Genomic DNA, 26,712 nt, shown 5'->3' with positions numbered 1-26,712 from the left:
ACTCTGACTAGGTTGCAAGCGAATATGACAGTTGTGTTTCTGTAGTGTTAACGGAGGAGTTTCAAACCTAACAAAACTGTTACCGAACAAGCCAGTCCTTCTTATCAAAGAAGCTCTTCTTGATCAATCTTCGAATTTCCAAAACCTGCGGATTGCGGACAAGCTTCGTTTTGATAACAAGATAGACATCTTTCTCCTCCAGGTCGTCCAGGAAACCCGGCACGGGTAGGATATTTCTCTCCAGTTTTCGGCTGTAGTCGGGCAGCACTCCAATACACGCACCGCCAACGACAAGGCCTCGTGATAGGTTGTAGCTCTTGACCCGAGTGGTACCGCCCTGATGCTCAGCCATTATCGATGCCCACTTTCGTGAGCCCGCCAAGATCTCTTCATCCCAAGGGACAACGAGCATGAAGTTGTGCAAATCCAAGCTCTCCACTGGAAGGGTGACGCTTCTTGAATAGCGGCTGGAAATGAACAGGGCGTGCCCAATCCGGCCAAGCCGTTCAAACCTATACGTAGGATGGCGATCAAGCGCGCCTTTATCATCTGGGCTCACCAAAGCGATACCCACATCGACTTCACACTCAGAAAGCATCTGCGTTGTGCATTCTGAATGGATTTCCAGCTGCATTTCGGCATGATCACGCACGTAGGCGACTAGATCGCGGTTTACGATGTCGTTCAGCACTGGCTCTGTGATCGCGATGGTAAGCCTGGGGACTTCCTTTTCACCGGACTTGCCAAGGCCGTCTGGGCCGAAGAGCTGGCACAGGTAATGGCTGACCCTCTCGCCTGTGCGGGTCAGGGCAAGCTTGTTGTGTTTGTAGACAAACACGGGAGCACCAATGTGCTCTTCCAGTTTCTCCAAGCGTTTCCGCAGGCCTACCACTGGCACATTGAGCCCTCGGGCAGCCTGTTTGAAACTGGCACAACGTGCTGTTGCGAAAACTCTACGGCCAGCTGATCATCAATTGGCAAATCATCCAATATGTCAGGGCTGTAAGGAACAACGGTGCTTGTATATGTTTCATTTTGTGTAACCATTAGGTCCCCCTTAATTCGGGGAATCTATCTCAATGCCACCCGGTGTTTCCTTATCTTGTCAACATTGTAATCCACGGGTCATGCATGCGTTATCGGAAGGCTTTTATTTCGAAAGCGTAATTTTCAGGCAATCCCTCTGATATTGTAGCGTGCTAGCCTAGTGCGCCGACTTGTTACTTACCATATATAGATTCGGCTAATTACGCATTTACATTTAGTTCACTATTTTTTCACCTTTGCCTCCATAGGCTTTGGGCATGGAAAATCAAACCCCACCTCTTACTACCTTACTGATTCGTTATCTGGGGATCGGCTTCATAGCAACGGGAGTCCATTATGCGGTGTTCCTATTGCTGGTTACGACAGAATTCGTTACTCCGTTACTGGCCAGTATCTGTGGCGGCATGGTTGGCGCAATCGCGAGCTTCATTGGAAATAGGGCGCTCTGTTTTGTGGCAGATGGCTCTCGTAAGTTTCAGCCTGTCAGGTTTGCACTGGTCGCGTTAACCACAAACTTCGGCAATGGCGTGGGTATGTGGTTCCTCATCAAGTCGAATCTGTCACCGCTCATCTCCCAAGTCGTAGTGACCTTAAGCCTCACTGCACTTGGATTCATTGCACATCGTTTTTGGACATTCAATCATGCAGACATTACATCGCTTTCCCGAGCGCCCTGATCCCTTGTTAACCATCGTGGTCCCTTGCTTCCAGGAAGAGGAAACCATCCCCGAGTTCCACCAGCGAATCACCCGCGTGGTGAAGCGCTTACCCGTCTCCTGCGAAATCCTCTATGTCGACGACGGCAGTAATGACCGGACGGCCGACATTCTTCGCCACTATCAGGATGGGTCATCTGTACGTTGCCTGTCCCTGAGTCGCAACTTCGGCAAAGAGGCTGCACTGAGCGCCGGGATAGACCATGCCCGTGGCAGTGCGCTGATCTTCATTGATGTCGACCTGCAGGATCCACCAGAGCTCATCGCGGCCATGGTGGACTACTGGCAACGCGGCTACGACGTGGTGAACATGCAGCGCAACCTGAGAATCGGTGATTCGTGGTTCAAGCGCATGAGTGCCCGGGCTTACTACTGGGTCATGCAGCGCCTGGTGGAGAAGGTGGACATGCCGGCCGATGTCAGCGATTTCCGATTGATTGGGCCTGCGCCGCTGGCAGCCCTGCGGGCCCTGGATGAACGCTCCAGGATTCTCAAAGGCATGATCGGCTGGGTAGGCTTTCGTACCATCGAACTGCCCTACAATCGCACTGTTCGCCATGCCGGGAGCACCAAATGGAATGCAGCTGGCCTGTTCAATCTGGCCATCGAGAGCATCGTCAGCTTCTCTCGCAAACCACTGCGCATTTTCAGCCTCATCAGTTTCGGTCTTTTCGTCTCCAGCATCTGCTACATGCTTGCGTCGCTTGTGGCAGGCAGTTTCGACATCCATCACCTGATCGTCGGAATGGCTTCATTCATGTGCGTCGGTGTCGCCATGGTGGGGGAGTACCTGGGCGTGACACTCGCGGAAGTGAAGCGCCGGCCTCTCTATTTCCTGAAGCACAGCAACAAGGCAGATCCCGTGTCACTCCACCCTTCGATGGCTTCGATCGAGGGTAAGAAATGCTGAACCTGAAGAACGAGAGGACGCTGTGGTGGGTCCTGGGTTCGATTTTGCTATTGCGTTTGGTGGGGCTGGGCATCTACCCGCTGATGGACACATCTGAGGCCCGTTACGCTGAAATGGCTCGCAAGATGGTCGAGTTGAATGACTGGATCACGCCCATGTTCGACTACGGGGTACCGTTCTGGGGCAAGCCTCCGTTGTCCTTCTGGACCCAGGCCGCGAGCATGACGGTCTTCGGCGTTAACGAGTTCGCTGCGCGCTTCCCAGCGTGGCTACTCCACCTGGCAAGCTGTTTCATCATCATCAAACTCGGCACGCAGCAGATTTCTCGTAACGCCGGCATCTGGGCTGCCATTATTTTTTCCAGCACCACACTTGGCCTGGTCTCCAGCGGTGTTGTGCTGACTGACCCTGTTTTGTCGTTCTCGATTCTGCTGGCCAGCTACGGTTTCTGGCGTTGGATGAAGTGCGCCAGCAAGGCGGATGCCTACCTGATGTTCGCAGGTCTCGGGCTGGGCTTGCTTGCCAAAGGGCCGCTGACCCTGGTGCTTATGGGGGCGCCGGCATTCGCCTGGTTCGTTATCTACAAGGAATGGGGACGGGTACTGAGGCTTCCCTGGATTAGCGGCCTTGTACTCATGTTCGGTATATCCGTGCCATGGTATGTCGCGGCCGAGATGAAAACGCCCGGCTTCATGGAGTACTTCTTCGTTGGTGAGCACTGGAGCCGCTACGTCGTCAGTAACTGGGCAGGGGACCTCTATGGTAGTGCTCATGCCAAGCCGTACGGCAGCATCTGGATCCAGCTCGGATTGTCGCTACTGCCATGGGCCTTGTTTCTACCACTGTTGATCCGCAAGCGTGGATCGATGCAGCGCTTCAAAGCCTACCTCTGGCTGTGGGCCTTGGCGACACCGGTCTTCTTCACATTTGCAGGCAACATTCTGTGGACCTACCTGCTACCCGCGCTGCCAGCGTGGGCATTGCTGCTGTCTGCACGGGTCAGCGAAGTTGGCCCGAAGACCACCTGGGCTGCCGCTGCGAGCGCATTGGTGTTGCCAATCATCGGTGCGGGCATCATCTACGCCGGGGTACTAGAGGAGCGCCCTCAGAATCAGCGGGATGTGGTTCAAGCCTGGCTCAATGTGCAGTCTGCTCATTCCGCTCCCCTGATCTATCCTGGCCGCCGCTCATACTCGTCGGAGTTTTACAGCAGCGGGAAGTCCGAGAACATCAAGGATCCTGCCAAGTGGCCGCGGGATGGCTCGTTCTATCTGTCCAGGCGCTTGCGAGACAGCAAGGATGGTCTGCCCGCTGATCTAGCTTGCACATCGATCACCGAAGCGAACGCCAGCCAGCTCCTGCTGTGCCATTGGAAACGCCCCGCACAAGGTGCCGAGGGTCTGGCCGGAGAAAGCAATGCGGAAACGCCTCGCAAGAACGAAGGCTAAATTCCAAGCACAAAAAAGCCAGGTTTTACCCTGGCTTTTTTGTCGATTTCTTTCGTCATTTGAAGTCCTATTTAACCGCCGATTAATTGTCGGCTTGTTCCTTACCATCCTTGCTTTCTTTCTTTTGCTCTTGAGCGACTTGTTGTTTGTTCTGGTCCGAAGAGTCATCGCTCCATAGGCGAGCCTGTTCGGTTCGGAAGTTCTCGTTGAACTGTTTCGTTCGCTCGAAGCCGCCTTCAGCGTAAGCGGTACCCATGAGACCCAGCAGCAGGCTGCCAATAGCGATAGATTTGACAAATTTCATTGTGAACCTCGGTTCATACTAGGCCAACCTGATTAGCGGCCTTTGTTGGTTTGTAGTTTAGGAACGCGAAGCTAACGACAAGGTGAGTCAATAATTACAATTCCGTAATTTTGGCTGCAGATAGGATGCGTTAAATCTTCAAATCTGGAAGGATCATGTCTATCTCGGCACTGTCGAGGGCGACTTCGAATTTTCTCTTAAATTACAATTTTGATATCTAGCGCGTTAATTCAGCGCGGCGTTGTTGGCCGCCCTAGGAGATAGCCATGAATGACATAGAGCCCTGGGCAGTTGCTATCGGTGACTTTCGCCGCTGCACTGAAAAACTCACTGTCCAGCTCGATGAGCTGACCTCGCAGACGCGCACCTCCAGCGCTGTTCTGGAGAGGTCGAACGAACTGGTGGAGCAGGTGGACGCTGTCGGCCGGCAGATTCAGGAGGAGGTGCGAAAGGCGGAGAAGGCTTGGTCGAACGCGGAGGAGGTTGCCTTGCGCGCCGCTGCATCAGCGTATTCAGCTGCATGCCGCGGAGTCGACACCGCCATCCAGCCACTGATCTCGGAGCTTACAGCAGCGACAAAGGCGGCGGACGCCTCTATCCAGGAGCTCAAGCGGGCACCGGTGCTGGCCAAGCGTTATGTGATGGTGGTCGCCACGGCGTTCTTCATTCTGGCGCTGATCTGTGTCTACTCGACCATGCGCCTGATCGATGCCGCCGGCAGCGTAAGTGCTCAAGAGAAAGTGAATGCTCAGTACTTCTCACACCTGTGGAAAAACGCCAATCCTGACGAACAGAAGATTATTAAGTCGGTGATTCTGCGGTCGCCCATGGACCCTGTGGTCCTTCGGCACTGATGCATTGAGGCAAACAAAAGGCCCGTCGATTGACGGGCCTAATCGTGTCTGCGCAATTTAAGCGGCGGTCATTGCCGGCTGCATTTGCTGGGCTTCCGGAAAGTGAAGGTGGAACCAGGTGAAGTTTTCTTCGGTCACCTCCACGCTCGCCGATCCCTGGTGCAGACTCATGATCGACTGCACAATGGCCAAGCCAAGACCGGTACCGCCTTCGCTCCGTGCTCGGCTCTTGTCCACACGGTAGAACCGCTCAAACAAGTGCGCGTGGTGTTCCTTGGCAATACCACGGCCGGGGTTGCCGACACTCAACGTCGTACCGCTCGCACTATGCTGCACCTTAACGTAGACCGTGCGGCCGCGAGGGCAGTAACGGATCGCGTTCGAGACCAGATTCGAGACGGCACGTTGAACCATCAGGCGATTCCCGCGCACCACGTCATCACTGCCGGAGATCTGCAGCTGAATCTCGCCTTCTTCTGCTGAAATGCTGAAGAGATCGCACACTCGCTGAACCTCGTCGACCAAGGAGACGGATTCGAACTCCACCATTGATGCTGGATGACTGACCTGGGCCAAGAACAGCATGTCGGAAACCATGCGGCTCATGCGGTCCAGCTCTTCTGTGCACGACTCCAGAACCTCCCGGTACTCGGAAAGCGATCGTTCTCTGGTCAAGGCAACCTGGGCCTTGCCCATCAGGTTGGAAAGCGGTGCTCGAAGTTCGTGAGCAAGGTCGTCAGAAAACTGCGAGAGCTGCTGAACCCCATCATCCAGGCGAGCCAGCATGATGTTGATGCCGTCGGCGAGCATTTTGAGTTCTGCCGGCATCCCATCAGTTGGAAGGCGATGGTCGAGGCTCTCGGTTGAGATTTTCGAGGCGATCTTGAGGAACTTGGTCAGTGGTAGCAGGCCTCTGCGCACAGTCCACCAGCCAATGGCCAAGATCAGTGCGAGGATGACGGGGGACATCATCAAGGCCCAGGTCAGCAACGCATCGAGCAGCGCCTCACTGGATGACTGGTCCATGGTCATATAGACGCTGACCTCTGTTCCATCGCCCAAACGCATGATTCGAGAAGCACTCAGCAGAGGACGGTCCTGCGTATCACGCCATTCGTGCTCTTTGGGCTGGGCCGCCGGCTGAAACTTGTGCACCTCCAGATTGACCTGTTTCGAGCCAATCGAGAGCAGGGGAGTCTGATTCTGTGAGGTATCGAATATGCTCACATACAGGTTGTTGTGGCCCATGACCAAATCGACAAGCTGATGCGCATCCGCGTTGACGCCGGAGATGTCCGGGATGGTGGACAGGTTGTGAGCCATCCCCGCCATCTTTACTTCCAGGTCTGCTCTGGCATTTCTTTCCAGAGCCTTGCCTACCATCAGATAGCCAAAGGTGGCGAACAGAAGCAGCAACGCTGCGCTCATCAACCCAACTTTTAACCCCAGCTTTGCAGCCAGGCTGAATGGCCTCATGCGCGTTCCTCAAAAACGTACCCAACGCCACGAAGCGTGTGAATGAGCTTGGTTTCAAACGGGTCATCGATCTTCGAGCGCAAGCGCCGGATGGCTACATCGATGACATTGGTGTCGCAATCGAAATTCATATCCCAGACCAACGAGATGATCTGAGAGCGAGTCAGCGCTTCGCCCGTTCGGCTCATGAGCAGGTGCAGAAGCGCAAATTCCTTGGTGGTGAGATCGATGCGTGTGCCACCGCGGAAGACGCGATGGCGGACGGAGTCGAGTTCCAGATCGGCAATTTTCAGCGAGCTCTTCTCGACTAACTCATCACCACGGCGTTGCAGCGAACGGATGCGAGCAAGCAGCTCAGGGAATTCGAATGGCTTCACAAGGTAGTCATCCGCGCCGCCGTCCAAGCCCTTGAGCTTGTCATTGATGCGTCCGCGGGCGGTCAGCATGATGATGCGGACCCGGCTGGTCTTACGGATGGTTTCCAGCAGGTCCCAGCCGTCGATACCCGGGAGGTTCACGTCCAGGAGGACCAACGAATAGACATTAGTGTTGAACAAGTGCAGAGCATCTACACCGTTGTGCACGATATCTACGACATACCCGCTTTCGGATAGGCCCTGCTGAAGATATTCGGCAGTTTTAATTTCGTCTTCCACAACTAGAACGCGCATAACTTATCTCAAGGTGTGAGGAAGGAGTTGGCCTAATCCGCCAAGATTATGGTTGCAGGCTGTTCGAAAGTTTGGCTGAGGGTATGGCATGTGGTAGTCGCTACCTCTGTCCATACGCCGGGTCACCTGAGGACGCTTGAATCTTAACGCGAAGAAGCTGGCCGCGGCGAAATCCTACAAATTTGTAATGTAGCCGCAAGATTTCTGACAGTCATGCAGGCTCCACCCCTAAGCATAGCGGATTCTGGGGCCTGCGGCGGTGTATGACAGATTCGCCTGGCAGGTGGAATCGGCCAGGACAGGCAGCATTTCGGTCGTTAGCTTGCAAGGACTGGTACTGGCCTTGGATCGAGGGCGCCACGCAGGCAGACCCCATGCACGGCCGCAAACCGCAGCGCCTTTCTGCAAATTAGTTCACGTGGCGGCTCGATATTCTCTCGAATAATTATCTTACAATCTATTACATGTCCAAATTGTAATTGCACGATCATCTTGGTGTTAGCCTCCTTTGCTAGTTTAAGGGCAGCGGAAGAGGCATCGCTGCTTTGGAAATTGTCTCATTTCAAAGCAGCTTGGCAAGAGCACCGAGCAGTTGTTCGCGCCAGTGCATTCACCTGTAAACCATACGCTCCTTTGGTAGGTGAATTTTAGCGCCCCCCTACGGGCGCTTTTTTATTAAGGGACTTCTTATGAACACTACTGTATCAGCGATCGCCGTGTTTATGCTCTTTACATCACTAACAGCCAATGCCCAAAGCGGTATGGAGATCAATAAACACATCGAGCGTACTGCTAGAGAGGCTACAGCGGATTATGCTCAACGCGTAAAAAAGCCCATGCCTCAACTAGAAGACTACGCCTATGGCATGGACCTGGACGTTGGTAAGTTGGTGTATGTATCACCCAATGTGCGGTACTGCGGTAATGTAAGAAGCATGATGACCTACGAAGACTCGAAAGGCGAACTGCACATGGTTCGCTACCTGGTGAAGGGCGAGTGTGTTAATAGCCGTTAAGACTCATCAAGATGATCCCTGCGGCCACCGGATCATAGAAGCTCAATGCCGAACCGGCGCAGCAGTATGGCGAAGCCTCCGAAGCTGGCCATTGTGATGAGGATGCTGCTGATCAGTGTCGGCCAAAAGCCGAGCTTAGGTAGCAGCAATGGAAAAGCAATAAACATCGGCAGGGTCGGAAGCACGTACCAGAACGTGTACCAAGCATGGTTGGAGATCTTCTCCATGCTCTGGTTCTCTAAATAGAGCCAGACCAACGTCACGACCGTGACCAAGGGTAGGGCGGCGACCAAGCCGCCCAGCTTGTCGCTGCGTTTCGCCAGCTCTGACACGAGAATCACTATACCGGCAGTGAGTAGGTACTTCGTGATGATCCAGGCCATCGCTGAGCCTTCTGGAGGTTGTTGACGAGGGCAGGCGAAGCCATTCACCAACCCCCTTGAAGCGCTCCTGCCGTTTACGGCATCCCTCACCGCATTTTTTTTGCAACATCACCCTCAGCCAGGAGGGTGATGTGTTTGCATGGTGTTTACCGATCGGTCAGTGCGAGGGTGAGGGAACGCTCTCGTGGAAAGCTGCCCGCTCGATCTGGATGGTGCAGTGATGGATTTCGAATGCATCGCTGACAGCATCCACGACGGCCGCCAACACAGCATCCCCATCTGCAGAATCCCGAACCACTACGTGCGACGTCATCACGTTACTGCCACTGCTGACAGCCCACACGTGCAAGTCATGAACGTCCGTCACGCCATCTACTCCGAGGATGGTGGCCTCGATTGCCGTAACGTCGAGCCCCCTCGGGACACCCTCCATGAGGATCCCCAGGCTTTCGCGAAGCAACTGCCACGTCCGCGGCAGAACCCAAAGGCCGATCGCCACAGCGACAATCGTGTCGACCCAGGTCCAGCCGGTGAAGCGGATGATAAGTGCCGCGATGATTACGCCAAGCGAGCCGAGCATGTCGCTCCAAACTTCGAGGTAGGCTCCTTTGACGTTGAGGCTTTCGTTGCTCGCAGATGCCAGAAGGCGCATCGAAATTAGGTTGATGATCAGGCCGGCGATTGCGATCCACATCATCGCTCCGGTAGCGATCTCCGCCGGCATGAAGAAGCGCTGGTAGGCCTCATACAAGATGTACATCGCCACCAGGAAGAGCAGCACGGCGTTGAACGTCGAAGCCAGAATTTCCAGGCGCGCATAGCCGAAGGTTCTTTTCTGATCCGCCGGCCGCTTGGCTATCTGAAGTGCAATCAGTGAGATCGCCAAGGCGGCAGTATCTGTGAACATGTGAGATGCGTCCGACAGCAGCGCCAGGCTGCCGGTAATCCACGCACCGATCACTTCTGCAATCATGAAGCTGCCAGTCAAGCCGAGCGCCATGATTAGCTTCTTCTGATGCCCCTCGCGTACTGCAGCGCTGCCATGGTCATGATTTGAACCCACGTATTTCTCCTTGCGCAGGGTTGTGGTCTCGTTGGCCTTCCTGTCTACCTAGCCTTAGAGCGTCGCTTGGCCACACTGACTGCAAAATCTTGCTCCTGCACTCAGCAGCGAGCCGCAGGCGGTGCAACCACTCGATAGCGGTGTTCCGCAGTTTAGACAAAAGCGTGCTGACGGATCGTTGGCCGTCCGGCACTGCCTGCAGCCCTGCAGATCTTTGATGGGGGCAGGAGTGGGAGGGCGCCCGCCGTCATACACCTGATTACCGCCGTCGCAGCCCTGCTGCCGGCCATGGCGATCATATTGCTCGGCCCCATGTCCCCCGCTGTGGTGCTTGCCTCCACCGTGGTTTCCACGGCCATGGTGCCCGCCCAGGATGTTTTTGAAAAAGCTCATGGTATTCGCCCCTCATTGATGGGTGACATATTAACGAGCAAAAGTTGAAAATTATGTTCTGCTCGCGAGAAAGACTTGTAAGTTGAATTGAAAGTTCAAAATTAGCCTACGACAAAACGAAACCGTTTTGTTTGTGAAATTAAATTTATCTAGCTGAGCGGAGCATTGCTTTTGGTGGGTAGTATTCCCCTAATTTTGATCATAGCGTGATCAATGACAATCAAAACAGCAGTAATTGGATTTCTGTCAGCATTGTAATCCCGAGGTCATCGTGTCGTTATCAGGTCCCGGAAATAATGCGCTCAGCGAGATTCATTTCTCTTTTTATCCCTATGCCTCACACATACTAAGCGTCCCCAACGCCTAGGGGCCTAAGGCCTCTGACGCTCCGCACATTGCGCAATCGCTCAGCATCTGTCGACGGTTTGCCTTGTAGCTCCCGCTAACTCCATAGCTACCGCCATGGATAAGCAGCTTCCAGAGTTTGATAATGACACCTTCCAAATCCATTGTTCACACCCTGTTAAGCAAATGGATCTTTGCTATTCGCAATGCGCGGCAGAAAGGCATCAGTACTAATTTGCTAATCGGCCTGGTGACTTTTTGGTTACTGCTATTCGCGAACGCTGAGCTCTGGAACGTGCTCTGGAAGCTGGTATTCAAAACCGATGAAGTGAACTGGCAGCTAGCGGCTAGCCTCCCAGTCATAGTATTCGCATGGGTGTTTACCGTTCTGAGCTTGCTGTCATGGGGGCGGCTGGCCAAACCCATACTGTGCCTGGTACTGATCAGCGCGTCTTTTGCGAGTTACTTCATGAATGCCTACGGCATCGTGATCGATTACACAATGTTCACCAACGTTGTGGAGACCGACGTCGCTGAGGCAACCGAGCTGCTGAATTGGAAGCTCGGTCTTTGGGTCGCAATGGTTGGGGTGTTGCCCGTCTACCTGATTGCCCGGGTTCCCCTCCGGCGCAAGCCTTGGGCCAAAGCTTTGGTCAGCAGGTTCATTGCTCTGTCGCTCGCTCTGTTGACCTTATCTGGCATCGCGTTGAGTCAGTACCAGTCGTATGCCTCCTTGCTGCGCAACAATCGGGAGATCCGGCTGATTCTGGTACCTACCAACTTGTTTGCGGCTGGCCATGGGTACCTGAAGCGTCAGCTGGCCTCACCTAAAACGCTGACGGCCATTGGTACTGATGCGGTAGTTAATCGACAGGGTGCGGCTCGTAAACCCAGGCTGCTGGTACTGGCAGTAGGAGAGACCGCTCGCTCCGCCAACTTCTCCCTCAACGGCTACTCCCGTGAAACGAATCCGGAACTAGAAAAGCGAAATGTCATTAGCTTCACGAACGTGAGCTCCTGCGGTACCGCTACCGCGGTCTCGCTGCCATGCATGTTCCTGGACGTGGGTAAGGCCCAGTACAAAGATGGCTTGGCCAAGAGCCGAGAAGGGCTGCTCGACGTGCTTCAACGCGCTGGCATCAGTGTCATGTGGACTGACAACAACTCGGGGTGCAAAGGGGTCTGCGACAGGGTTCCCAACCACAAGGCTGCCTCTCACGCGGATTCCCAACTGTGCACCAGCGAGGAGTGTAAGGACGGGGTGCTGCTCACGGAGATGCAAGACTTCATCAAGCGCCAGGAAGGCGATGCTGTCCTGGTGCTCCACTACAAAGGCAGTCACGGCCCGGCCTACTACAAGCGCTACCCCTCGCAATTCAAGAAATTCGCACCGGTGTGCGAGACCAACGAGCTCGACAAATGTAAGCAGGAGGAGGTGGTCAATGCCTACGACAACTCAATCCTCTACACCGATTATGTGACTGCAAATCTCATCGATATCCTGGCGGCCAACACCAAGTTCGACACTGCGCTGATGTACGTTTCGGACCACGGCGAATCGCTGGGGGAGGGTGGGCTCTATCTACACGGGCTGCCTTACGCGATGGCTCCTGACGAGCAAACAAAGGTGCCGTTGGTACTTTGGATGTCTGACTCGCTCGCGAAGAGCGAAAAGGTCAACGTGGGTTGTTTGAAAGCTCAAACCACGTCACCGCTGAGCCACGACAACCTGTTCCACACCGTGCTCGGCATGATGAACGTCCAGACGTCTTCGTATCGCTCAGCGCTGGATTTCACTGCCCCTTGTAAGCCCTTTGTCGGAGGCTCTTATTCTGGCCTCTGAATGTTCGATGTGGACCGGATCATCGGCCAGGCGGTTCTGCACCAGCCTGCTTTGACAGCTGAGAGAAGCTGGACTAATTACATAGCTGCATTCAACAACCCAAGCGGAAAAGGAAGTTTTGCATGAGCATCAAGCCAGGCCCAAAGCGCACCAATGAAGATGGCACTCCGGACAAAAGGCAGCGAGTCACCCCTGAAAAGCAGAAGGACCATCCGGACCTGAAACCCCACAAGCACAAAAAGGGGGAGTAAGAAAAAAGCAGCTCTCGGGAGCTGCTTTTTTTTTGGGGCTGTGTGCAAACCCTCCCGACCGTCTCGCTGATCAATCGGACCGCGTCGTGAGTCTTCCGCTTGGCTTGATGGATTCTGAAGCTACCTCCGGATCGGTTATCCCTTCAGTGCGGACGACGAGACTGATATCCCAGAGCGTTGAGCTGATACTCGCTGACAGCCCGAAATTGTGATTCTGCGATTTGACGCAGGCGCTCAACCTCTTCGGCAGATGAGCCAGAAGCCTGCGCCTCGTGGTATTGCTTCATCGCATCCACTGCGTCGGTATACATGGGGTGGTCGGGGAGAAGAGCTGGCATCTTTTTCGTCATGTAGCGGCAGGTCCTCACTGGATAGTCGACGGTGGTTTACCTGCTTTGAGGAGCTGAAAATCAATGACCGCCTGATAGAGCGAATCTGCCAATGGGTGAAGACGCTGTACCTCAAGGTCTGGCAATCCAGCAGCCTCCGCTTCGTGGGCCTGTCGGATAGCTTCAAGCGCTTGCCTCATCAGTGGCTCACCAGCCTCGACCATTCCAATGAATGTGCGCTTCACAACATTTTGCTCCATTCAGCTGAAGATGAATTATAGGACACCGCGGCGTGGCAAGGCCCCGAGCAGCATAGGTGTTCGACGCCCGACTGAACGAATCAATGAGGAGCGCGCTGGCCTGGGGAGTGGCCAGGGCGCGTGTCGTAGCTACGTTGTAAACCACTTTTTTTCACTGTAAACCACTGTGGTTACAGTGAAAAAAAGTGGTTTACAACAGGCCTCCTCAGGCCTGAGTCAGCTCCAGCAGATCGCCCAGTTCCTCCCGGGCCATCTTCACTCTATCCATTCTGCGATAAGGATGATCAACCGGCATCCGGATAAGGGATTCGAACCAAGCCGAATCGAATTTGATGACTTCCTTGTGAATGTGCTCAAGCTCACCTCCGCGAGGCTGTGACACTACAAACTCCATGCTTTCAACCAAGCCGGACGCTTCACTGTCTTTGACGATTCGATGGCGGATGAAACTCATTTTGAGATCAAAATATGCCGCCTTCGAACCAGGCACCTTCTTCGATTCCAGCCGACCAGTGCTGCTGATTTCCGCCCCTGGCACCTCAGCGGCAATAGCTTTCACCAGCTCAGCATTTCCAATGACCTTCTGGCCAAACAGGCGGGTGGCGTCCGACATGTAAGCAAAGATCCATGGCACATTGCGAAGCGTCGCGCCGGTATAGAGGTAGCCACGCTCTCCCTTGTAACGCTGCAGCATGCCTCTCAACGCGTTCTCGGAAAGGACCAGTTGGGTCTCTTTCTCCAGGATGTAAACCACGCGATCGAACTGTTCGATCAATAGCTTGAGAATCTTCCGTGGGACGCCGTCAAACCTGGTTTTTCGTTCTGTTTTCTTGTGCTGGCGAGGCTGGAAGTACGGGCAATCGTTACGGGCCTCACTATCAAATGGAGCGATGCCGCGAATGCTCTTAGTAGCATGTTTCCCGAATGGGTTCTTCACGTTAGGCGGTAGCTCATACAGCCCAACCAGCTGGACAGGGTTGTCGCATGCCGGGCATACAGCAAACTGAGCTAGCTTGCCGGCACTTCCAGGCTGGTACCATGGATCTCTGCGGAAGGTCTCGGCCTCGAAACCTTCCTTGTCGATGATCTTGCTTTCTGTGTCTTCGATGCGGACCTTATAGACATCCATCTTTGCTGAAACCGTATCAATAGAGGGTCTCTGGATGGTAACGAGCGAGGATAGGCAGCAGTAGGCCTAACTGACCCTTTTGGTGGTCACCCACTGGTTTGAGGCCCGCCCAAAGCATGCCTGATCGACCTGGGCGGGCCCTAGAAACAACTAACCCCCTGGTGCGCAGTACAGGTCTGGGACCTGCCCGAGGCGTGGGGGCTATTCTTGGAGCGACAGTGACACCGGCTCCGGAGAAAATCAATTGGTTTGTAGAGCAGCCGGTCAGCTAAGGTCAAACCCAGATCCTAAAGGGGAGGCCGATAGCAGCTCAGTCAGCATCATCGGCACCTTCTTCATCTTCATCGGTATCCCCAACACTGAGCCAGTCGTGAAGGTTGTACCGCACGAAGTCTTCCGCATCGAGCATGGTAAAGTCTTGGAGCACCGTGACGTCTGCTCCACCGAAGTACAGCCCATCGTTGAGATTTCTGGCCACCCCGAGCAATTCATTCAGCTGGTCGTGCAGCTCATTTGCGCGCCTGGCGTGCTCTCGTTTGGTCAAAAACCGGAACACCACCTCGTAGGGCTCAGCCGGGTCGCGAATCTCGCCCTTGGGGTTGAAGGAAACCCAAGCACTAGCGAAAAATTGGTTGTTCTGATGGAGGAAATCGTCGACAAGCACGGCGATGCCCTTCATGCCGTCGTCACCTTGGTCTGCCTTCAGGCGGTTGACCAACTCGTCCGGCATCGCAATACTGTTGCCGCTGACCGAAAACTGACCCAGTAGAGGCTCTTCTGCCGACTGAAAACTGACCCAGGTGTTCAACTGCTTCTGCTCACTTTTCGAGCAGGAGAACACAGGGTGATCAGCATGGAAATGTTGGGAAAAATCCGGCGGATGTACTTCCGCGACAAGCTCTCGCTGCATCAGATAGCCAAGCGTACCGGGCTGTCGAGAAACACCATCCGAAAATGGGTCAGAGCGCCCGAAGCCATTCAGCCAGCGTACCAACGGTGCGCAACCTTCAATAAGCTCAGCCCTTTTCACGAGACCCTGGAGCAGGCGCTCAAGGCCGATTCGTTCCGGCCAAAACACAACCGCAGGAGCGCCAAAGCACTTTTTGAGCAGATCAAAGCCGAGGGTTATGACGGCGGTTACAGCCAGCTCACGGCGTTTGTGCGCTCTTGGCGAGGCGAGCAAGGCAAGTCTTTACGCGCTTTTGTACCGCTGACGTTTGCGCTCGGTGAGGCCTTTCAATTTGACTGGAGCGAAGAAGGTCTGCTGATCGGTGGTCTTTTTCGACGTATCCAGGTCTCCCACATGAAGCTGTGTGCCAGCCGCGCATTCTGGTTAGTTGCGTACCCCAGCCAAGGCCACGAGATGCTGTTTGATGCCCACACCCGTTCGTTTGGAGCGTTGGGTGGTGTGCCGCGTCGCGGCATCTACGACAACATGAAAACGGCTGTCGACAAGGTCAACAAAGGCAAAGGGCGCACGGTCAACGCCCGGTTTTCCGTGATGTGCGCGCACTATCTGTTCGATCCGGACTTCTGCAACGTGGCCTCTGGCTGGGAAAAAGGCATCGTCGAAAAGAACGTTCAGGACAGCCGGAGGCGAATCTGGCTCGATGCTCAAAACTGTATGTTTCACACCTTCGAGGAACTGAATGTCTGGCTCGGCCAACGTTGTCGGTCGCTCTGGAGCGAACTGGTGCATCCGCAGTACAACGGGCTGACGGTGGCCGAGGTCTTAGAGCTGGAGCAGGTCGAAATGATGCCAATGCCGACGGCATTTGATGGCTACGTCGAGCGTACCGTGCGGGTCTCCAGCACCTGCCTGATCAGCGTGGCGCGAAATCGCTATTCAGTGCCATGTGAGCGCGTCGGCCAGTGGGTCAGTAGCCGTTTGTACCCTTCGCGGATCGTGGTCATTGCTGACGAAACGGTGATCGCCAGTCACGAGCGCCTCTTTGATCGAGATCAGGTCAGTTTTGACTGGCAGCACTACATCCCACTCATCGAACGCAAGCCTGGTGCATTGCGCAACGGTGCGCCATTTGCTGATCTGCCAAAACCGTTACGGCTTCTCAAACGAGGACTGAGGCGTCACACCAACGGTGATCGAATCATGATGCAGGTACTGGCTGCTGTGCCAATTGCGGGGCTCGAACCTGTGCTGGTGGCGGTGGAGCTGGTACTTGAATCGGGAAGTCTGAGCGCCGATCACATCCTCAATGTCCTTGCCCGCCTGACCTCCACCGCACTACCTCCCAGTGTAGAAACCAGCCTGCAACTCAAGGTCGCGCCTGTTGCCAATACAGCACGCTACGACCGGCTCCGTGCGACCGATGAGGAGAATCGCAATGCGTGACCTAATGACTGAACTCAAAGAACTTCGCCTGCACGGCATGGCCAGTGCTTGGGAAGAACTGGTCTCTCAAGGAACAGCGTCGACGGCTTCATCGAAATGGCTGCTGGAACATCTGCTTCAGCAGGAACATGCGGATCGCGCGGTGCGCTCGGTGAATCATCAGATGAACATGGCAAAACTCCCCATGCACCGTGACTTAGCTGGCTTTGACTTCAGCGCTTCCAGCGCTGATGCCCGGCTGGTCAGCGATCTATCCAGCTTAGCGTTCACTGAAACGGCGCAGAATGTCGTGTTCATTGGCGGCCCTGGAACCGGGAAAACACACCTGGCCAGTGCCTTGGCTATATCCGGAATCACGGCCCACAACAAACGCGTGCGCTTCTTTTCCACGGTGGATCTGGTGAATCTGCTGGAGCGTGAGAAGTACGATGGCAAGGCAGGGCGAATCGCCCAGGGACTGCTTCGCACAGACCTGGTGATACTGGATGAGCTGGGATATTTGCCCTTTAGCCAAAGCGGCGGTGCCCTGTTATTTCACCTGCTGTCCAAACTGTACGAACACACCAGCGTGGTCATCACCACCAACCTCAGCTTCTCGGAATGGTCGAGTGTGTTTGGCGACGCCAAGATGACCACCGCGTTGTTGGATCGGCTGACACATCACTGCCACATCGTCGAAACGGGCAACGAGTCCTACCGCCTACAACACAGCACCTTGGCCGCCCAGACAAAGATCAAGTCACGGGAACGAAAGCGCAAGGACGGAGATGATGTCGAGGACGATGAGCCATTTTGATCCGCACCATAAATACCCTGCTGCATGCCTACATGCGGTGGGGGTTGATGCGTCTTGAATCGGCCCACTGCTGCTAAGCTTATCCACAATTGCTGGGACAGAAATCAGCAATCCGTCCTGGGTCAATTTTCAATCGGCAGGGTGGGTCAGTTTTCAATCAGCGCCAACAATCTTGAGCTCCAAAACCTGCTTTTCCGCGTGCTGCAGGTGCAGCGTACGTGGATTGAGGGCGTGCAGCTGCTTATCAAAGGCCTTTTTCTTTACCTTAACGGCAATCCACTCTATCCACGGCGCATCACAAAGGTTGCGTGCATGCACCGTGCAGGAATGGGAGGCCAACATCCAATAAGCTGGAGCCACCCCCTCGAATTGGCCTTTCAGGACCTCCTCGGATATGTGTTCAATCAAGGCGTCACCTGAGACGGTATCTCCTTGCAGCCAACCAGCAGCGCTAATGGCACTTACGATCTCTTGCTCAGGTGTATCAGCCATAATCAAACCAAATTCGAACCGCCCGATTTTTCTAACCTGGCGATGGTTTTGAGGTCCCTATCACGTAGCTGCTGCGCCTTGCCAGCCAACTCCGCAACCATTCCGTACACACCTTTAGCGCCATTTCGATTCCACGCTTCATCCGAAAGCGCATCCTGAATCAGGCGGCCATCGGCGGTTGGATAGAAAAGCACCCGATGCAGATACTGCGCTTCTTCGGCGTTAACTTGGCGCAACGCCTCAGTTAAAGCCGCAAGCCTCTCGGGAAAACCAGTGGCGGTTTTTCCAGTCCGCCAATTGTACACGGTCTGACGAGACACGTTGAAGATCTGCGCGATGGAGCTATCTGACAACTTGAAGTCGCTCCTAAGCTCCTCGATTAAGGCCGGCGCTACGTCTTCGGTAACATTGGCATCCTGGCTGGTGTCCACCTCGGTCCAGGCACCAGCATGCACGCCATGAAAGCTCATGCCTGCTGAGCCGATAAGTTGTGGATAGGGCAGGGAGGCAGTCCCAGGAGCGACTACTACCGAAACGGCCAGCATCGCTGTGAAAGCAATCGCCAATACAGGGTTTGCTGTCGTGCTACCTACACGCGGAGCAATTTCAGGGTTTTCCCAAGTAGAAGATCTGCTTACAGCAGCCCCGGTAGGATCAATCCATTGCCCATTCATTGCTGTAGTCATTTCGCCTTCCCCCAAACCTCAAAGGCATGATCTTTCGCGACTGTCCTAAAAGCAAAGTTAGCAGTCTTATGCAAACCGTCGAGTCTCGTGCAGATCTCCTCGGTTCCCAGTCGTTCGGCTAACTGCAGCGGCCAATGCGCATCCGTATCGAGAAGAGCACCATTTTCGCTAACAGGCACAAATGCACCTTGCAGAGGAGCACCATGCTTGGATGAATTCCTCGATTGCTTAGCAATTTCGAAAACCATGGCCGGCTCGACCAAATCTTCCGGTATCCACATACCAGTCTGCCGCCAGCATCTGATGTGCAGATACTCCGGATCTAGATGGTAGGTGGTAGTAGAGATTCCAAGCTGCTCCTTGGGGACTTTCCCATGCGCCGCTAGCTCATCGCATTTAAGTGGGAGCATGGCTTCCGGAAGGTAGTCGGCTAGGGTCTCACCTTCAGCTGGTTCAATTTTATCGACGTACCGCATCCCGATAGCGGTGATATCCAATGCACCTGCTTGCCCTACCAGCGCCTCAATGCACTCACGGAAAAGCGCTAAGTGGTTATCAAAATGAAGATAATTTGTGCTTTGCAGGATCATGTGATCCATGGCCAGCACGCACGCGTAGTCAGCATCCCGATTAAGGAACGCCCAAGAATTCGGTTCTCCGCTGTGCATCACTCCAGGCGGCACGCCCTTGACCATCTGGAAGAAGCCCGGGAGGCTCTGACGGATCGTGTGCTGAATGTCTGGGATCAGCTTTGGCAGCTTAAGAATCGGGGCAAATCTGATTACGCTCAACGCATAGATAAGCGGCGCCCTTGCTAAGACCCCTTCGCGTTCTGACATGTTAACTCCTCCACCGCGCCCAACGAGGGACCGGATTCTACATCATTTGACAAATCCTTTGACAAGAACTGTATAGCAGGGCCTTTCGATTTGACAAGCGGTCCCCGTGAGGGATGGAGTGCAGAAAACGCCTCCATCAGGAGCTTACTCGTCATTCCAGAAAAGCCTCTACAGACACCATCGCTAAGCCTCTGAGGAAGCACGAATTTTTAATCAGAGCTCTTCCTAGCAGTGAGAAGAAACTCAACGAATCGTCACCAGATAGCTCAATCCAGGGGAACGCTTGCTCTGATGGGGTGGTTCAGAAACGTGCTGTCTGGTCCAGATTTCTCATCTACGAAGAGCACGAAGAGCTCTTGGATCCAGAGTTTGAGGCCGTGATTGGCTGAATGGAGAGGTCGGAAAGAGGACGGGTGATCCAGTGAAGCACAAGCGCAGTCAGGAGGCTTGCGATGGTGTTCACTGAGATTGAGACGAGAGCATTCCGCATTTTGGAGAGTCCATTTTTTGAAGTGGACCTCTATTTAATGCGCATAAACTGTGTGTCACCACCACCCGCAGAAAATTTCGTCACGCCCCAGAATGGGAATTTGCATTCGGGGCGCACCACGATTCATCTCGTGCCAGAAGCCGCCTGCAGTGCAATCAATTGGCGAGCCAAGACTCGACTACCTCAGCGCCATACTCGTTTTTCCAGGCCTTAAGCGTACGCTGATTACCACCCTTGGTCTCAACAACCTCTCCGCTGTGTGGATTCTTGTAGACCTTTACTTCGCGTGGTTTCCGAGAGGTTTTTGGGGCCATATCAGTGGAAGCCACCGCTTGCGGATCGAGGATCAGCACCACTTGGCGCAGGCCGTAGCCATACTCGTTGAGCAAACTGCGCAGCTTCGTTTCAAATTCCATTTCCTGCTTCAGGGCAGAGTCATTTTTCAGCGCTTCCAGCTCCGCCAGTTGGGCTGCGAGCTGTTGTTCGAGCAGGCGGAATTCAGCGAGACGGGACATAAGATTCTCCAAAATGGGTTCGATGATTTTAGCAATCAAGAAAGAAAGCGTGCTAACTATCTTGATCCCACATGCCTGAATCGGCAATCACGAGGCTGAGCGATCGGTGTGGATAAAAACGTGATGGCTTCAGGATCGTCGATCTGGGCGGCTTCACTTGCGAGGTAATCGATCAGCTTTTTGCTTCTTACCCAAACGTACTGCCGGCAAGCCGCGTTTGGAATGGATGGCCCCGCAACGGGGCGAAACCTGGCCTCCCAAAGGTGCTTGAACGCCTCCCTGGTCGACTTCCCCAAATACACCGCAATCTCCGGTCCCAAGATATAGCCACGCCTGAATCTGTCGATGGCTTGAGGCTTAACCATCAATTGCGTACGCCGGCCTCGTTCGACAGCAGTGCTCCATAGCAGACCCAGTCGAACGAACGCGTATGCGCATTGTTCTTTGACGCCTAACAGCGCAGCAGCCTTGACTACCGACAGGCCGGGAAAGACCGGACTCTTGTTCTCAGCTCGGGCTTGTTGCCACGCTGCAAAATCTTGCGGCTTGAGTAACCACGCCCCTACCGCAACCGAGCCATTCTCAGCTGGGCCGTAAGCGCGAAGTTCACCTGCACGTATTGCCTGAACCAACTCGACCAACCCACCCCCCTTGGGCAGAGAATGCTTGGCCAAGTAGTTGATCGACACCAGGCTCTGGTCAGAGCTGGTAGGCAGCTTCTCATCAATCAATTCGTTGATCGAGCGGCAGTCAATCAGCCACCTTTCGCCTGGGCGCGGTTCTCCACCAAAGAACTGGAGGGTACCACCAGCTAGCAGCTGCCTAACCCGATTGCGACAGAGGCTTAGCAAAGTCGAGGTTTCTTTCATATCAGCCACGCCCTGGAGATGCTGCGAGATTGCCTTCAAATGATCCAGGTCCACGACCGTAAAGACTCGATCTTCATGGACCTTCTCCCGATAGGCGATTTGTCCCTCCTGATGAAGGCGTTTTATGACTGATACCCCGAGACCACAAGCTTCAGCAGCAGAATCGAACGACACCCAACGATGTCTCTCAATCGTCTCCTCACTCAAATTGCGATTTCGCTTCGCTAACGGTGCTTCCCACGCATGCTGCAGAAATGATTCGAACTCTCGACGAAGAAAGTCAAAACAAGAGTCATCCAGATCACGGTGGATGTCGTGGTATATCGGGCCGAACGATCTGCTGAGCGTCCAATGTTCGTTATCGGAATGGACTGCCTTGAGGCCACTCAGCAGTTCTCTGAATGCGAGAGGCCAGTTCATGAGAACCACGCCCGCCGCGTTTGCCATAAGCCGCGATATCTCTAGCGAACCCGAATCAGCAACCTTCAGCGGCTGGGTTCTTTCCGTAGGCAAACTTCTGACAGCGAGACGCGATGACAACTCGTGAAACTGTTCGTAGGTGAGGGCCGCCAATCCCGCGTCAGCTGGCAACGAGTCGGCGTAAAACCTATCTTCAAAGCCAGAGGTGAGCCAGGCGGCCGTATCACTCGCCGGCGCGATCTCAAAATTGGTCCCACTCAATGAGGTGCCACACGCTTGGCAACTATTCGCACTCATTGCGCTTGGATCGGTTTCCTTCAGACAGTTGGGGCACCGCCCGTGGAGTTCAGTGCCGTGGACAGAACACGTCGTAACCAGGGTCAAGCCCCAGCTTTCTCTCCAATAACCGGCTTCGCCCAAACAGATCGGACAGTAACGAGCGTGATGAGTCGTCCATAACTTGACCCCCTTGGGCCTTGGATCACGAAACTCAGCAGATACCGCAGGCCAGCTCAGTGGTCCTTCCATCATCTGCAGCCAGTCCGCAACATCGGTCTCGTCGGCTCGTGCAAAGGCGGTGAGCAGTTCCTTTCTGGGTAATCCGTTGGCTTTCGCCAGGCGCTGCAGGTACCCCAAAAGACTTTCGTCTTGGTGTGGTCGTGGGTTGATTAAAAGACCAAACATTCCTACACATCCATGAAATCGAAGACATAAAAATCAGGGGAGTAGAGCCGGGCCGATAAGCCCGGCCCTTGGCCGTCAGGTACTGCTCTCTTCGAACGTCTCAAACGGCTCCCGCTTCCCGAACAGAGGCTGGAAATTGAAGCTCGCACTGAAGGGGTTTCGATCCTCGGTGGCGTAGCTCCAAACCTCGTCTTCAAAAGCCTGGGCCAGCACAGGAAGTTCAATCCCGACAAGGTCCTGGACTTGAACCAGCCAAACAGCCCTGTCCACAATCTTGATGAGGTAGTCGATCAATCCATAGGAAGCCAGGTAGAAGCGTTTAATCATCGCTGGCTCTACAAAACTGATGGTTTGAACAGGCAGTTCGCCCTCGATTGCCTGCAACAACATCACGAAATGAAGAGACGTATTAGCGGAGAAGGTGAAGCGATCGTATGCCACCGTGGCCGAAAACCTGCGTCGCAGTTGCTCGTTTGCTAGCAGGAGATTTTCGGTGCGCTTCAGCCCAATCAGAACAAACGCGATACTGGTTTCATTCATCAGACTCTTGATCCAGTCTGCTGCCTCATACGCACCATTACGACGATAATCGACCAGGTGCTGCGCCTCATCGAGGACCAACATCTCCACGCCAAGGTTCTTCAGCAGCAGGACTACTCGCGCAAATTTAACCTCTGCCGAATGTCCTCGTGCCTCTGCGAAGGGATCCTTCAGCTCTGCCAAAATGGCTGCTGCCAGGTTCTTTTTGGTTGGAGACGAAGGCATCTCGACGAACAGAACTGTCCGCTTCTGTGGGTCATGGCTCTCCAATTCCTCCAATGACCGAATGTACTCCTTGACCAATGTGCTCTTGCCCACTCCGCTTGGACCTTGGATCAGCAACCCTTTACTTGCTCTGGTACGCCGACTATCGCCGTGGATATCGCCTAGTCGCGTCAACGCTCGCTCGACTTGAGGGCTGTGAATAAAACGATCGCGGAGCGTAAAGCTGTATTCACCATGCTCGTAGCATTCGTACAGATTGATGGCGTTCATGGCTTAGAACTCCCAGCAGGGCGACGAACCGAGACCTTGAAGGCTGCTGGCGGAATGTTAGGAATAGAGTCACCGGTCCATTCCACTTCAGCGAGTACCTTGGGTGGAGGCGTGCTTTCGGTCACTCGACCCTCCTTGTCGATTTTCGCTATGGCAGCTGCGCGTCGTTTTCTGAGCGTCTGCGAACGGCGGGCCTCGTCTGCATCTTCCATAATTTCCTGGTAGCACCTGTGCGTAGCCTCGAAGCTAGGCTGCTCATTATATTTTTCTCGCAGCGCTTTCTCGGCAGCCTTCCACACCTCCCTGCTCTTACCGGCCATTCGCTCATCTTTGGCGGGCACTTTGAAGAACAAGTTTCTGAAGCGGTCGTGAACCCAAACGTGCCCGGCTTCGTCTCGATAGCGGACGTTTACCTTTTCTCCGTCTGCCAAACGCATACGGAGCTCAGCAAGTTCCGTAGAGTGGTAGCCCACTTTGGCAACCTCGATGCCGTAATGGTGAACCTTCACCGAGGCCCGCTTGGCCAGAATGCACTCCAACGAGTCCAGGTCGACGGGAAGGCTGATGACATGGTTCGCCTCGCTAGTCCCCCAGACTTGAGCCGGTGTTCTGTTGTCCAGCCCCCGATGAGGAGTCTGGTGGTAACCATCGACGATCCATTTCACTACCACCGCCTCCAATTGAGGGAGCGTGAAACATGCATTCTTCTCCGAGTCGTAATCGCCACGCTGCTGGATATTCGAGAAGGTGGTACCCGGGAGGTTGTGGATAAGCCCCAGGTTCTGTGTGCTGAAAAAGCGTTCGACGGCACCTTTCCTTTGAGGGGCCCTTGAAGCGGGATACATGATCTCGATACCCAACTCGTTGAATCCCATGATGAGATCGCCCGCGTGAAATTCCGCTGCGTTGTCTGGGACTATTCGAGCCGGCAGCCCACGTGCCCACCATTCATTTCTCACTTTCGGAAAGCGCTTCAGCAATTCGGCTTTTGGACGGATTGAGCGTTCGATCACACGAAGCACGGTTTCCGTATTTGGCGCCGACAGGTGGAGCAAATATCCCATCACCATTCGAGAGAAGCGGTCGAGGACGATCGTCAGATAGGGGCGCCCAATGCACAGCCCCGAGGTTTCATCCACAAGCTGGACGTCCAACAAGGTGTGATCAATTTCCCAACGTTCCAAAATCTCATGGACACGTAGGACACCCGCCGCAACACGGTGCTTCTTGTCTGCTGCGTGTTTTCCGAGCCTCTCCTTATCCACAAGGTACGGATCCAGCTTGGCGATGTACCTTCGGACAGTCATTCCGCTTGGGATCTTGAGCTGATCCGAAGGCAAACGACTTTTGTTCCTCTCTTTTATCTGATCTTCGAATTCTGAAACGACCACGCTGACCGCTGGAATCGTATCCTGCAGGTAGGTTTTATTAATCACCCCTTCAAGAATAACTTCGAGCTCTCCCTGTATCGCGGCAGCCCGACCCTTTTTGGCATGCTGAGGGATAAGCTTTACTACGTTCTGGCCAATGTATTTGGCTGCCCAACGTCGAATAGTGGAAACCGAGGGTGCGCACGCATCCCCAATCTTTTTGGCGATATCTCTAAGTTTCTTGATCATGTCTTCGTCACCCGGTAGCTTGTATTTACCGCGCTTAGTTAGGTCGTCCAGATACTTGCGTCGACGCAATGCCTCATCTCCATGTTTTTTGGGGAAGCATGAAATATCTGGAGGGACGTTCCGCACATACGGAACCTTCCCAAGGTATGGCTGATCAGCGGAGATCTCGATCTCGCGCTTCTCGTAGGCCTCATAGAACTCCTTCTCGGATAGCTTCGTGGGCTCACCAAGCTCATCGAAAAAGAGCAGCTTCCGGTCAATAAGCCTCTTCTCAAGCACCATCAGTACGCCACGAACGATGACGACCAATTTCACCCTAAGGGAAAAGGTTTGCATGACGGTGCCCCCCTTGCAGGAAGACCGGGGAGTCAGTGTCAATTGACCTATCAAGGTCAATGCCCACCACCCCAAGGCCTAACAAGCGCCAGGCTTTCCCCTCACCAACCACGTAGAGCAGATCTGCAACGGTCATAGGCGGCCATTCGTTGAAGGTCGCCATTACCTCCTCCAACGCCTGATGCGAAAGCTCTGGACCGCGCCGGTGATACATCAGCCTTCTAAGATTGGTAGCCAGGGGTTCAGCTTCAATTAACTTTTCAGTGATCACCGAAAAGTTACGGGCAGTGGCGTTGAAGTAGCGCTCAGCGGCATCCAGTCGCTGCCTGACGCTGGCAATCTTCAGTCGGTCGTGAGGCTTCACTTCAAACCACCACTCGCGCCCATCCGCGAGGAAAACCTGTACGTCTGGGTAATATTTGAAGTAGCCCTGGAGCGATGGAACACGTTCCTCACTGGGCTGCGGGACGTAGCCGATGACCGCAGGAGACAGCTCAAGAAGCCGAAAAAGAGCGCCTTCGAGCTGGGACTCCCAGGGCACAGGCTTTTTATTTTTGAGCGATGGGAAGTAGCCGCGGTAATGGTTGGACCGCCGCGTGACCACCTTTCGTACTGTCATGAAACACCTCCGAAAATCTCGAAACGAGCGCCGACGCTGCGCCAAAAAATCAAGGCGCAGGGCGGGCGAAGTGAGGCCTTTCGACAGGCAACACTGTGCCGTCGAGTAACCTCGCTAAGGTCGAAAAAATGGGAGAGGATTGACAGTCGCTTCGAAAAAGCAGACATTGCGGGTTCTGAGGACGCAAGTCTGCTTCGCTAAGCGCGGTCAGTCCTCTCGGGATTGATCGCGTTTTTCTACATTTTCAGGTCTCCTTTTCTCTCATTGGTCATGACTCTCATGACTGATCAGAATCTAAAGCAATCGGCTTGCTCTCTTTATTTCTAAACGGCCACTTCGTGATCGCTGGAGCAATTTGGATCAGGTCTGAAGCTCTCGCTTCAAACAGCTGATTTGGCTGAAAATCTTCAGTGCAAAGCGGAAAAGTTGGTCATAGATCTTATTCCAACATCCCTTCGAAATCTACAAAAAATCCAAAATGGCAACTTCCACCAAATTCCATTTCCATACTAAATTGTTCA

General features: G+C 54.1%; 28 protein-coding genes and 1 pseudogene. 9 read left to right on the top strand and 20 right to left on the bottom strand.

Going from position 1 to position 26,712, the window contains the following annotated elements; translation table 11 throughout:
• Nucleotides 1-79: 79 nt before the first annotated feature.
• Complete coding sequence (locus AC4PS6_RS10845) at nucleotides 80-775, bottom strand: LysR substrate-binding domain-containing protein (protein WP_492180827.1); 696 nt, start codon at nucleotides 773-775, stop codon at nucleotides 80-82.
• Nucleotides 776-802: 27 nt separating this feature from the next.
• Nucleotides 803-934 (bottom strand): annotated as a pseudogene (locus tag AC4PS6_RS10840) (helix-turn-helix domain-containing protein); the annotation flags it as partial.
• A gap of 370 nt (nucleotides 935-1,304) precedes the next feature.
• Here AC4PS6_RS10840 and AC4PS6_RS10835 point away from each other — a divergent pair.
• From AC4PS6_RS10835 to AC4PS6_RS10825, 3 genes are read left to right on the top strand one after another with little or no spacing between them, the layout of a single operon-like run.
• Nucleotides 1,305-1,724, top strand: a complete 420-nt coding sequence (locus tag AC4PS6_RS10835; protein ID WP_010951446.1) for a GtrA family protein — start codon at nucleotides 1,305-1,307, stop codon at nucleotides 1,722-1,724.
• Nucleotides 1,690-2,673: a glycosyltransferase family 2 protein gene (locus AC4PS6_RS10830; RefSeq protein WP_010951445.1), complete on the top strand. Its 984-nt coding sequence runs from the start codon at nucleotides 1,690-1,692 to the stop codon at nucleotides 2,671-2,673. The genes AC4PS6_RS10835 and AC4PS6_RS10830 overlap by 35 nt, the downstream gene beginning before the upstream one ends.
• Nucleotides 2,667-4,121, top strand: coding sequence for a phospholipid carrier-dependent glycosyltransferase (locus AC4PS6_RS10825; protein ID WP_010951444.1), 1,455 nt, complete (start codon nucleotides 2,667-2,669; stop codon nucleotides 4,119-4,121). Before AC4PS6_RS10830 ends, AC4PS6_RS10825 begins: the two co-directional genes overlap by 7 nt.
• Before the next feature lie 82 nt (nucleotides 4,122-4,203).
• Here AC4PS6_RS10825 and AC4PS6_RS10820 read toward each other — a convergent pair whose 3' ends face one another.
• Nucleotides 4,204-4,425, bottom strand: coding sequence for a hypothetical protein (locus AC4PS6_RS10820; RefSeq protein WP_010951443.1), 222 nt, complete (start codon nucleotides 4,423-4,425; stop codon nucleotides 4,204-4,206).
• Nucleotides 4,426-4,691: 266 nt separating this feature from the next.
• On the opposite strand from AC4PS6_RS10820, the gene AC4PS6_RS10815 reads away from it, so the two are divergent.
• Nucleotides 4,692-5,279 carry a hypothetical protein gene (locus tag AC4PS6_RS10815; RefSeq protein WP_010951442.1) on the top strand — a complete coding sequence of 196 codons (588 nt, stop codon included), beginning with the start codon at nucleotides 4,692-4,694 and terminating at the stop codon, nucleotides 5,277-5,279.
• Nucleotides 5,280-5,336: 57 nt separating this feature from the next.
• Here AC4PS6_RS10815 and AC4PS6_RS10810 read toward each other — a convergent pair whose 3' ends face one another.
• Complete coding sequence (locus AC4PS6_RS10810) at nucleotides 5,337-6,755, bottom strand: heavy metal sensor histidine kinase (RefSeq protein WP_010951441.1); 1,419 nt, start codon at nucleotides 6,753-6,755, stop codon at nucleotides 5,337-5,339.
• On the bottom strand, nucleotides 6,752-7,426 hold the full coding sequence (locus tag AC4PS6_RS10805; RefSeq protein WP_003253457.1) for a heavy metal response regulator transcription factor: 675 nt from the start codon (nucleotides 7,424-7,426) through the stop codon (nucleotides 6,752-6,754). The genes AC4PS6_RS10810 and AC4PS6_RS10805 overlap by 4 nt, the downstream gene beginning before the upstream one ends.
• A 689-nt stretch (nucleotides 7,427-8,115) precedes the next feature.
• On the opposite strand from AC4PS6_RS10805, the gene AC4PS6_RS10800 reads away from it, so the two are divergent.
• Nucleotides 8,116-8,442, top strand: a complete 327-nt coding sequence (locus AC4PS6_RS10800) for a DUF2790 domain-containing protein (RefSeq protein ID WP_010951440.1) — start codon at nucleotides 8,116-8,118, stop codon at nucleotides 8,440-8,442.
• A gap of 32 nt (nucleotides 8,443-8,474) precedes the next feature.
• On the opposite strand, the gene AC4PS6_RS10795 is transcribed toward AC4PS6_RS10800, so the two are convergent.
• The 3 genes from AC4PS6_RS10795 to AC4PS6_RS10785 form a co-directional block, all read right to left on the bottom strand.
• Nucleotides 8,475-8,825, bottom strand: a complete 351-nt coding sequence (locus AC4PS6_RS10795; RefSeq protein WP_011953105.1) for a DUF3147 family protein — start codon at nucleotides 8,823-8,825, stop codon at nucleotides 8,475-8,477.
• Between the two features lie 157 nt (nucleotides 8,826-8,982).
• Entirely contained in the window at nucleotides 8,983-9,888 is a 906-nt protein-coding gene (locus tag AC4PS6_RS10790; RefSeq protein ID WP_010951438.1) for a cation diffusion facilitator family transporter, read from the bottom strand.
• 54 nt (nucleotides 9,889-9,942) lie between these two features.
• Nucleotides 9,943-10,281, bottom strand: coding sequence for a zinc ribbon domain-containing protein (locus AC4PS6_RS10785; RefSeq protein ID WP_079732563.1), 339 nt, complete (start codon nucleotides 10,279-10,281; stop codon nucleotides 9,943-9,945).
• Between the two features lie 490 nt (nucleotides 10,282-10,771).
• Here AC4PS6_RS10785 and AC4PS6_RS10780 point away from each other — a divergent pair, with 490 nt between their 5' ends.
• Both AC4PS6_RS10780 and AC4PS6_RS10775 read left to right on the top strand, forming a co-directional pair.
• Nucleotides 10,772-12,469 (top strand): phosphoethanolamine transferase, encoded by a 1,698-nt coding sequence (locus AC4PS6_RS10780; RefSeq protein ID WP_003298414.1) that lies wholly within the window; start codon nucleotides 10,772-10,774, stop codon nucleotides 12,467-12,469.
• A 122-nt stretch (nucleotides 12,470-12,591) separates the two neighbouring features.
• A complete protein-coding gene (locus AC4PS6_RS10775) occupies nucleotides 12,592-12,720 on the top strand; it encodes a hypothetical protein (protein WP_003253468.1) in 129 nt (42 codons plus the stop codon).
• A 143-nt stretch (nucleotides 12,721-12,863) separates the two neighbouring features.
• Here AC4PS6_RS10775 and AC4PS6_RS10770 read toward each other — a convergent pair whose 3' ends face one another.
• The 4 genes from AC4PS6_RS10770 to AC4PS6_RS10755 all read right to left on the bottom strand — a co-directional run bounded on the left by AC4PS6_RS10770 (nucleotide 12,864) and on the right by AC4PS6_RS10755 (nucleotide 15,246).
• Nucleotides 12,864-13,070 (bottom strand): hypothetical protein, encoded by a 207-nt coding sequence (locus AC4PS6_RS10770; protein WP_003298411.1) that lies wholly within the window; start codon nucleotides 13,068-13,070, stop codon nucleotides 12,864-12,866.
• A gap of 14 nt (nucleotides 13,071-13,084) precedes the next feature.
• The gene (locus tag AC4PS6_RS10765) at nucleotides 13,085-13,294 is read right to left on the bottom strand and encodes a hypothetical protein (RefSeq protein WP_003298409.1); all 210 of its coding nucleotides are present in this window, start codon (nucleotides 13,292-13,294) and stop codon (nucleotides 13,085-13,087) included.
• A gap of 220 nt (nucleotides 13,295-13,514) precedes the next feature.
• Nucleotides 13,515-14,438: a hypothetical protein gene (locus AC4PS6_RS10760; protein WP_010951435.1), complete on the bottom strand. Its 924-nt coding sequence runs from the start codon at nucleotides 14,436-14,438 to the stop codon at nucleotides 13,515-13,517.
• Between the two features lie 310 nt (nucleotides 14,439-14,748).
• The gene (locus AC4PS6_RS10755) at nucleotides 14,749-15,246 is read right to left on the bottom strand and encodes a hypothetical protein (protein WP_492180802.1); all 498 of its coding nucleotides are present in this window, start codon (nucleotides 15,244-15,246) and stop codon (nucleotides 14,749-14,751) included.
• A gap of 45 nt (nucleotides 15,247-15,291) precedes the next feature.
• Between AC4PS6_RS10755 and istA the strand changes: the two genes are divergently transcribed.
• Nucleotides 15,292-16,791, top strand: coding sequence for an IS21 family transposase (istA, locus tag AC4PS6_RS10750; RefSeq protein ID WP_102619021.1), 1,500 nt, complete (start codon nucleotides 15,292-15,294; stop codon nucleotides 16,789-16,791).
• A complete protein-coding gene (gene istB / locus AC4PS6_RS10745; protein WP_492180801.1) occupies nucleotides 16,784-17,587 on the top strand; it encodes an IS21-like element ISPsy20 family helper ATPase IstB in 804 nt (267 codons plus the stop codon). Before istA ends, istB begins: the two co-directional genes overlap by 8 nt.
• Before the next feature lie 153 nt (nucleotides 17,588-17,740).
• On the opposite strand, the gene AC4PS6_RS10740 is transcribed toward istB, so the two are convergent.
• The 8 genes from AC4PS6_RS10740 to AC4PS6_RS10705 form a co-directional block, all read right to left on the bottom strand.
• Nucleotides 17,741-18,079 carry a hypothetical protein gene (locus tag AC4PS6_RS10740; RefSeq protein WP_492180800.1) on the bottom strand — a complete coding sequence of 113 codons (339 nt, stop codon included), beginning with the start codon at nucleotides 18,077-18,079 and terminating at the stop codon, nucleotides 17,741-17,743.
• A gap of 2 nt (nucleotides 18,080-18,081) precedes the next feature.
• Nucleotides 18,082-18,765, bottom strand: a complete 684-nt coding sequence (locus tag AC4PS6_RS10735; protein WP_126404318.1) for a transcriptional regulator — start codon at nucleotides 18,763-18,765, stop codon at nucleotides 18,082-18,084.
• A complete protein-coding gene (locus tag AC4PS6_RS10730; RefSeq protein ID WP_010951432.1) occupies nucleotides 18,762-19,604 on the bottom strand; it encodes a TIGR04255 family protein in 843 nt (280 codons plus the stop codon). The genes AC4PS6_RS10735 and AC4PS6_RS10730 overlap by 4 nt, the downstream gene beginning before the upstream one ends.
• 645 nt (nucleotides 19,605-20,249) lie before the next feature.
• Nucleotides 20,250-20,609, bottom strand: a complete 360-nt coding sequence (locus AC4PS6_RS10725; RefSeq protein ID WP_010951431.1) for a histone-like nucleoid-structuring protein, MvaT/MvaU family — start codon at nucleotides 20,607-20,609, stop codon at nucleotides 20,250-20,252.
• 56 nt (nucleotides 20,610-20,665) lie between these two features.
• Nucleotides 20,666-22,582, bottom strand: a complete 1,917-nt coding sequence (locus tag AC4PS6_RS10720) for a TniQ family protein (protein ID WP_010951430.1) — start codon at nucleotides 22,580-22,582, stop codon at nucleotides 20,666-20,668.
• Nucleotides 22,583-22,657: 75 nt separating this feature from the next.
• On the bottom strand, nucleotides 22,658-23,617 hold the full coding sequence (locus tag AC4PS6_RS10715) for a TniB family NTP-binding protein (protein WP_010951429.1): 960 nt from the start codon (nucleotides 23,615-23,617) through the stop codon (nucleotides 22,658-22,660).
• Entirely contained in the window at nucleotides 23,614-25,572 is a 1,959-nt protein-coding gene (locus AC4PS6_RS10710; RefSeq protein WP_016497347.1) for a TnsB C-terminal domain-containing protein, read from the bottom strand. The genes AC4PS6_RS10715 and AC4PS6_RS10710 overlap by 4 nt, the downstream gene beginning before the upstream one ends.
• Nucleotides 25,553-26,191 carry a TnsA endonuclease N-terminal domain-containing protein gene (locus tag AC4PS6_RS10705; RefSeq protein WP_011953077.1) on the bottom strand — a complete coding sequence of 213 codons (639 nt, stop codon included), beginning with the start codon at nucleotides 26,189-26,191 and terminating at the stop codon, nucleotides 25,553-25,555. Before AC4PS6_RS10705 ends, AC4PS6_RS10710 begins: the two co-directional genes overlap by 20 nt.
• Nucleotides 26,192-26,712 lie beyond the last annotated feature (521 nt).

The organism is Pseudomonas sp. DW-iso17, assembly GCF_058725345.1.
Note: the sequence above shows the minus strand (reverse complement) of the source record. Positions and strands in the feature narration are given on the sequence as shown.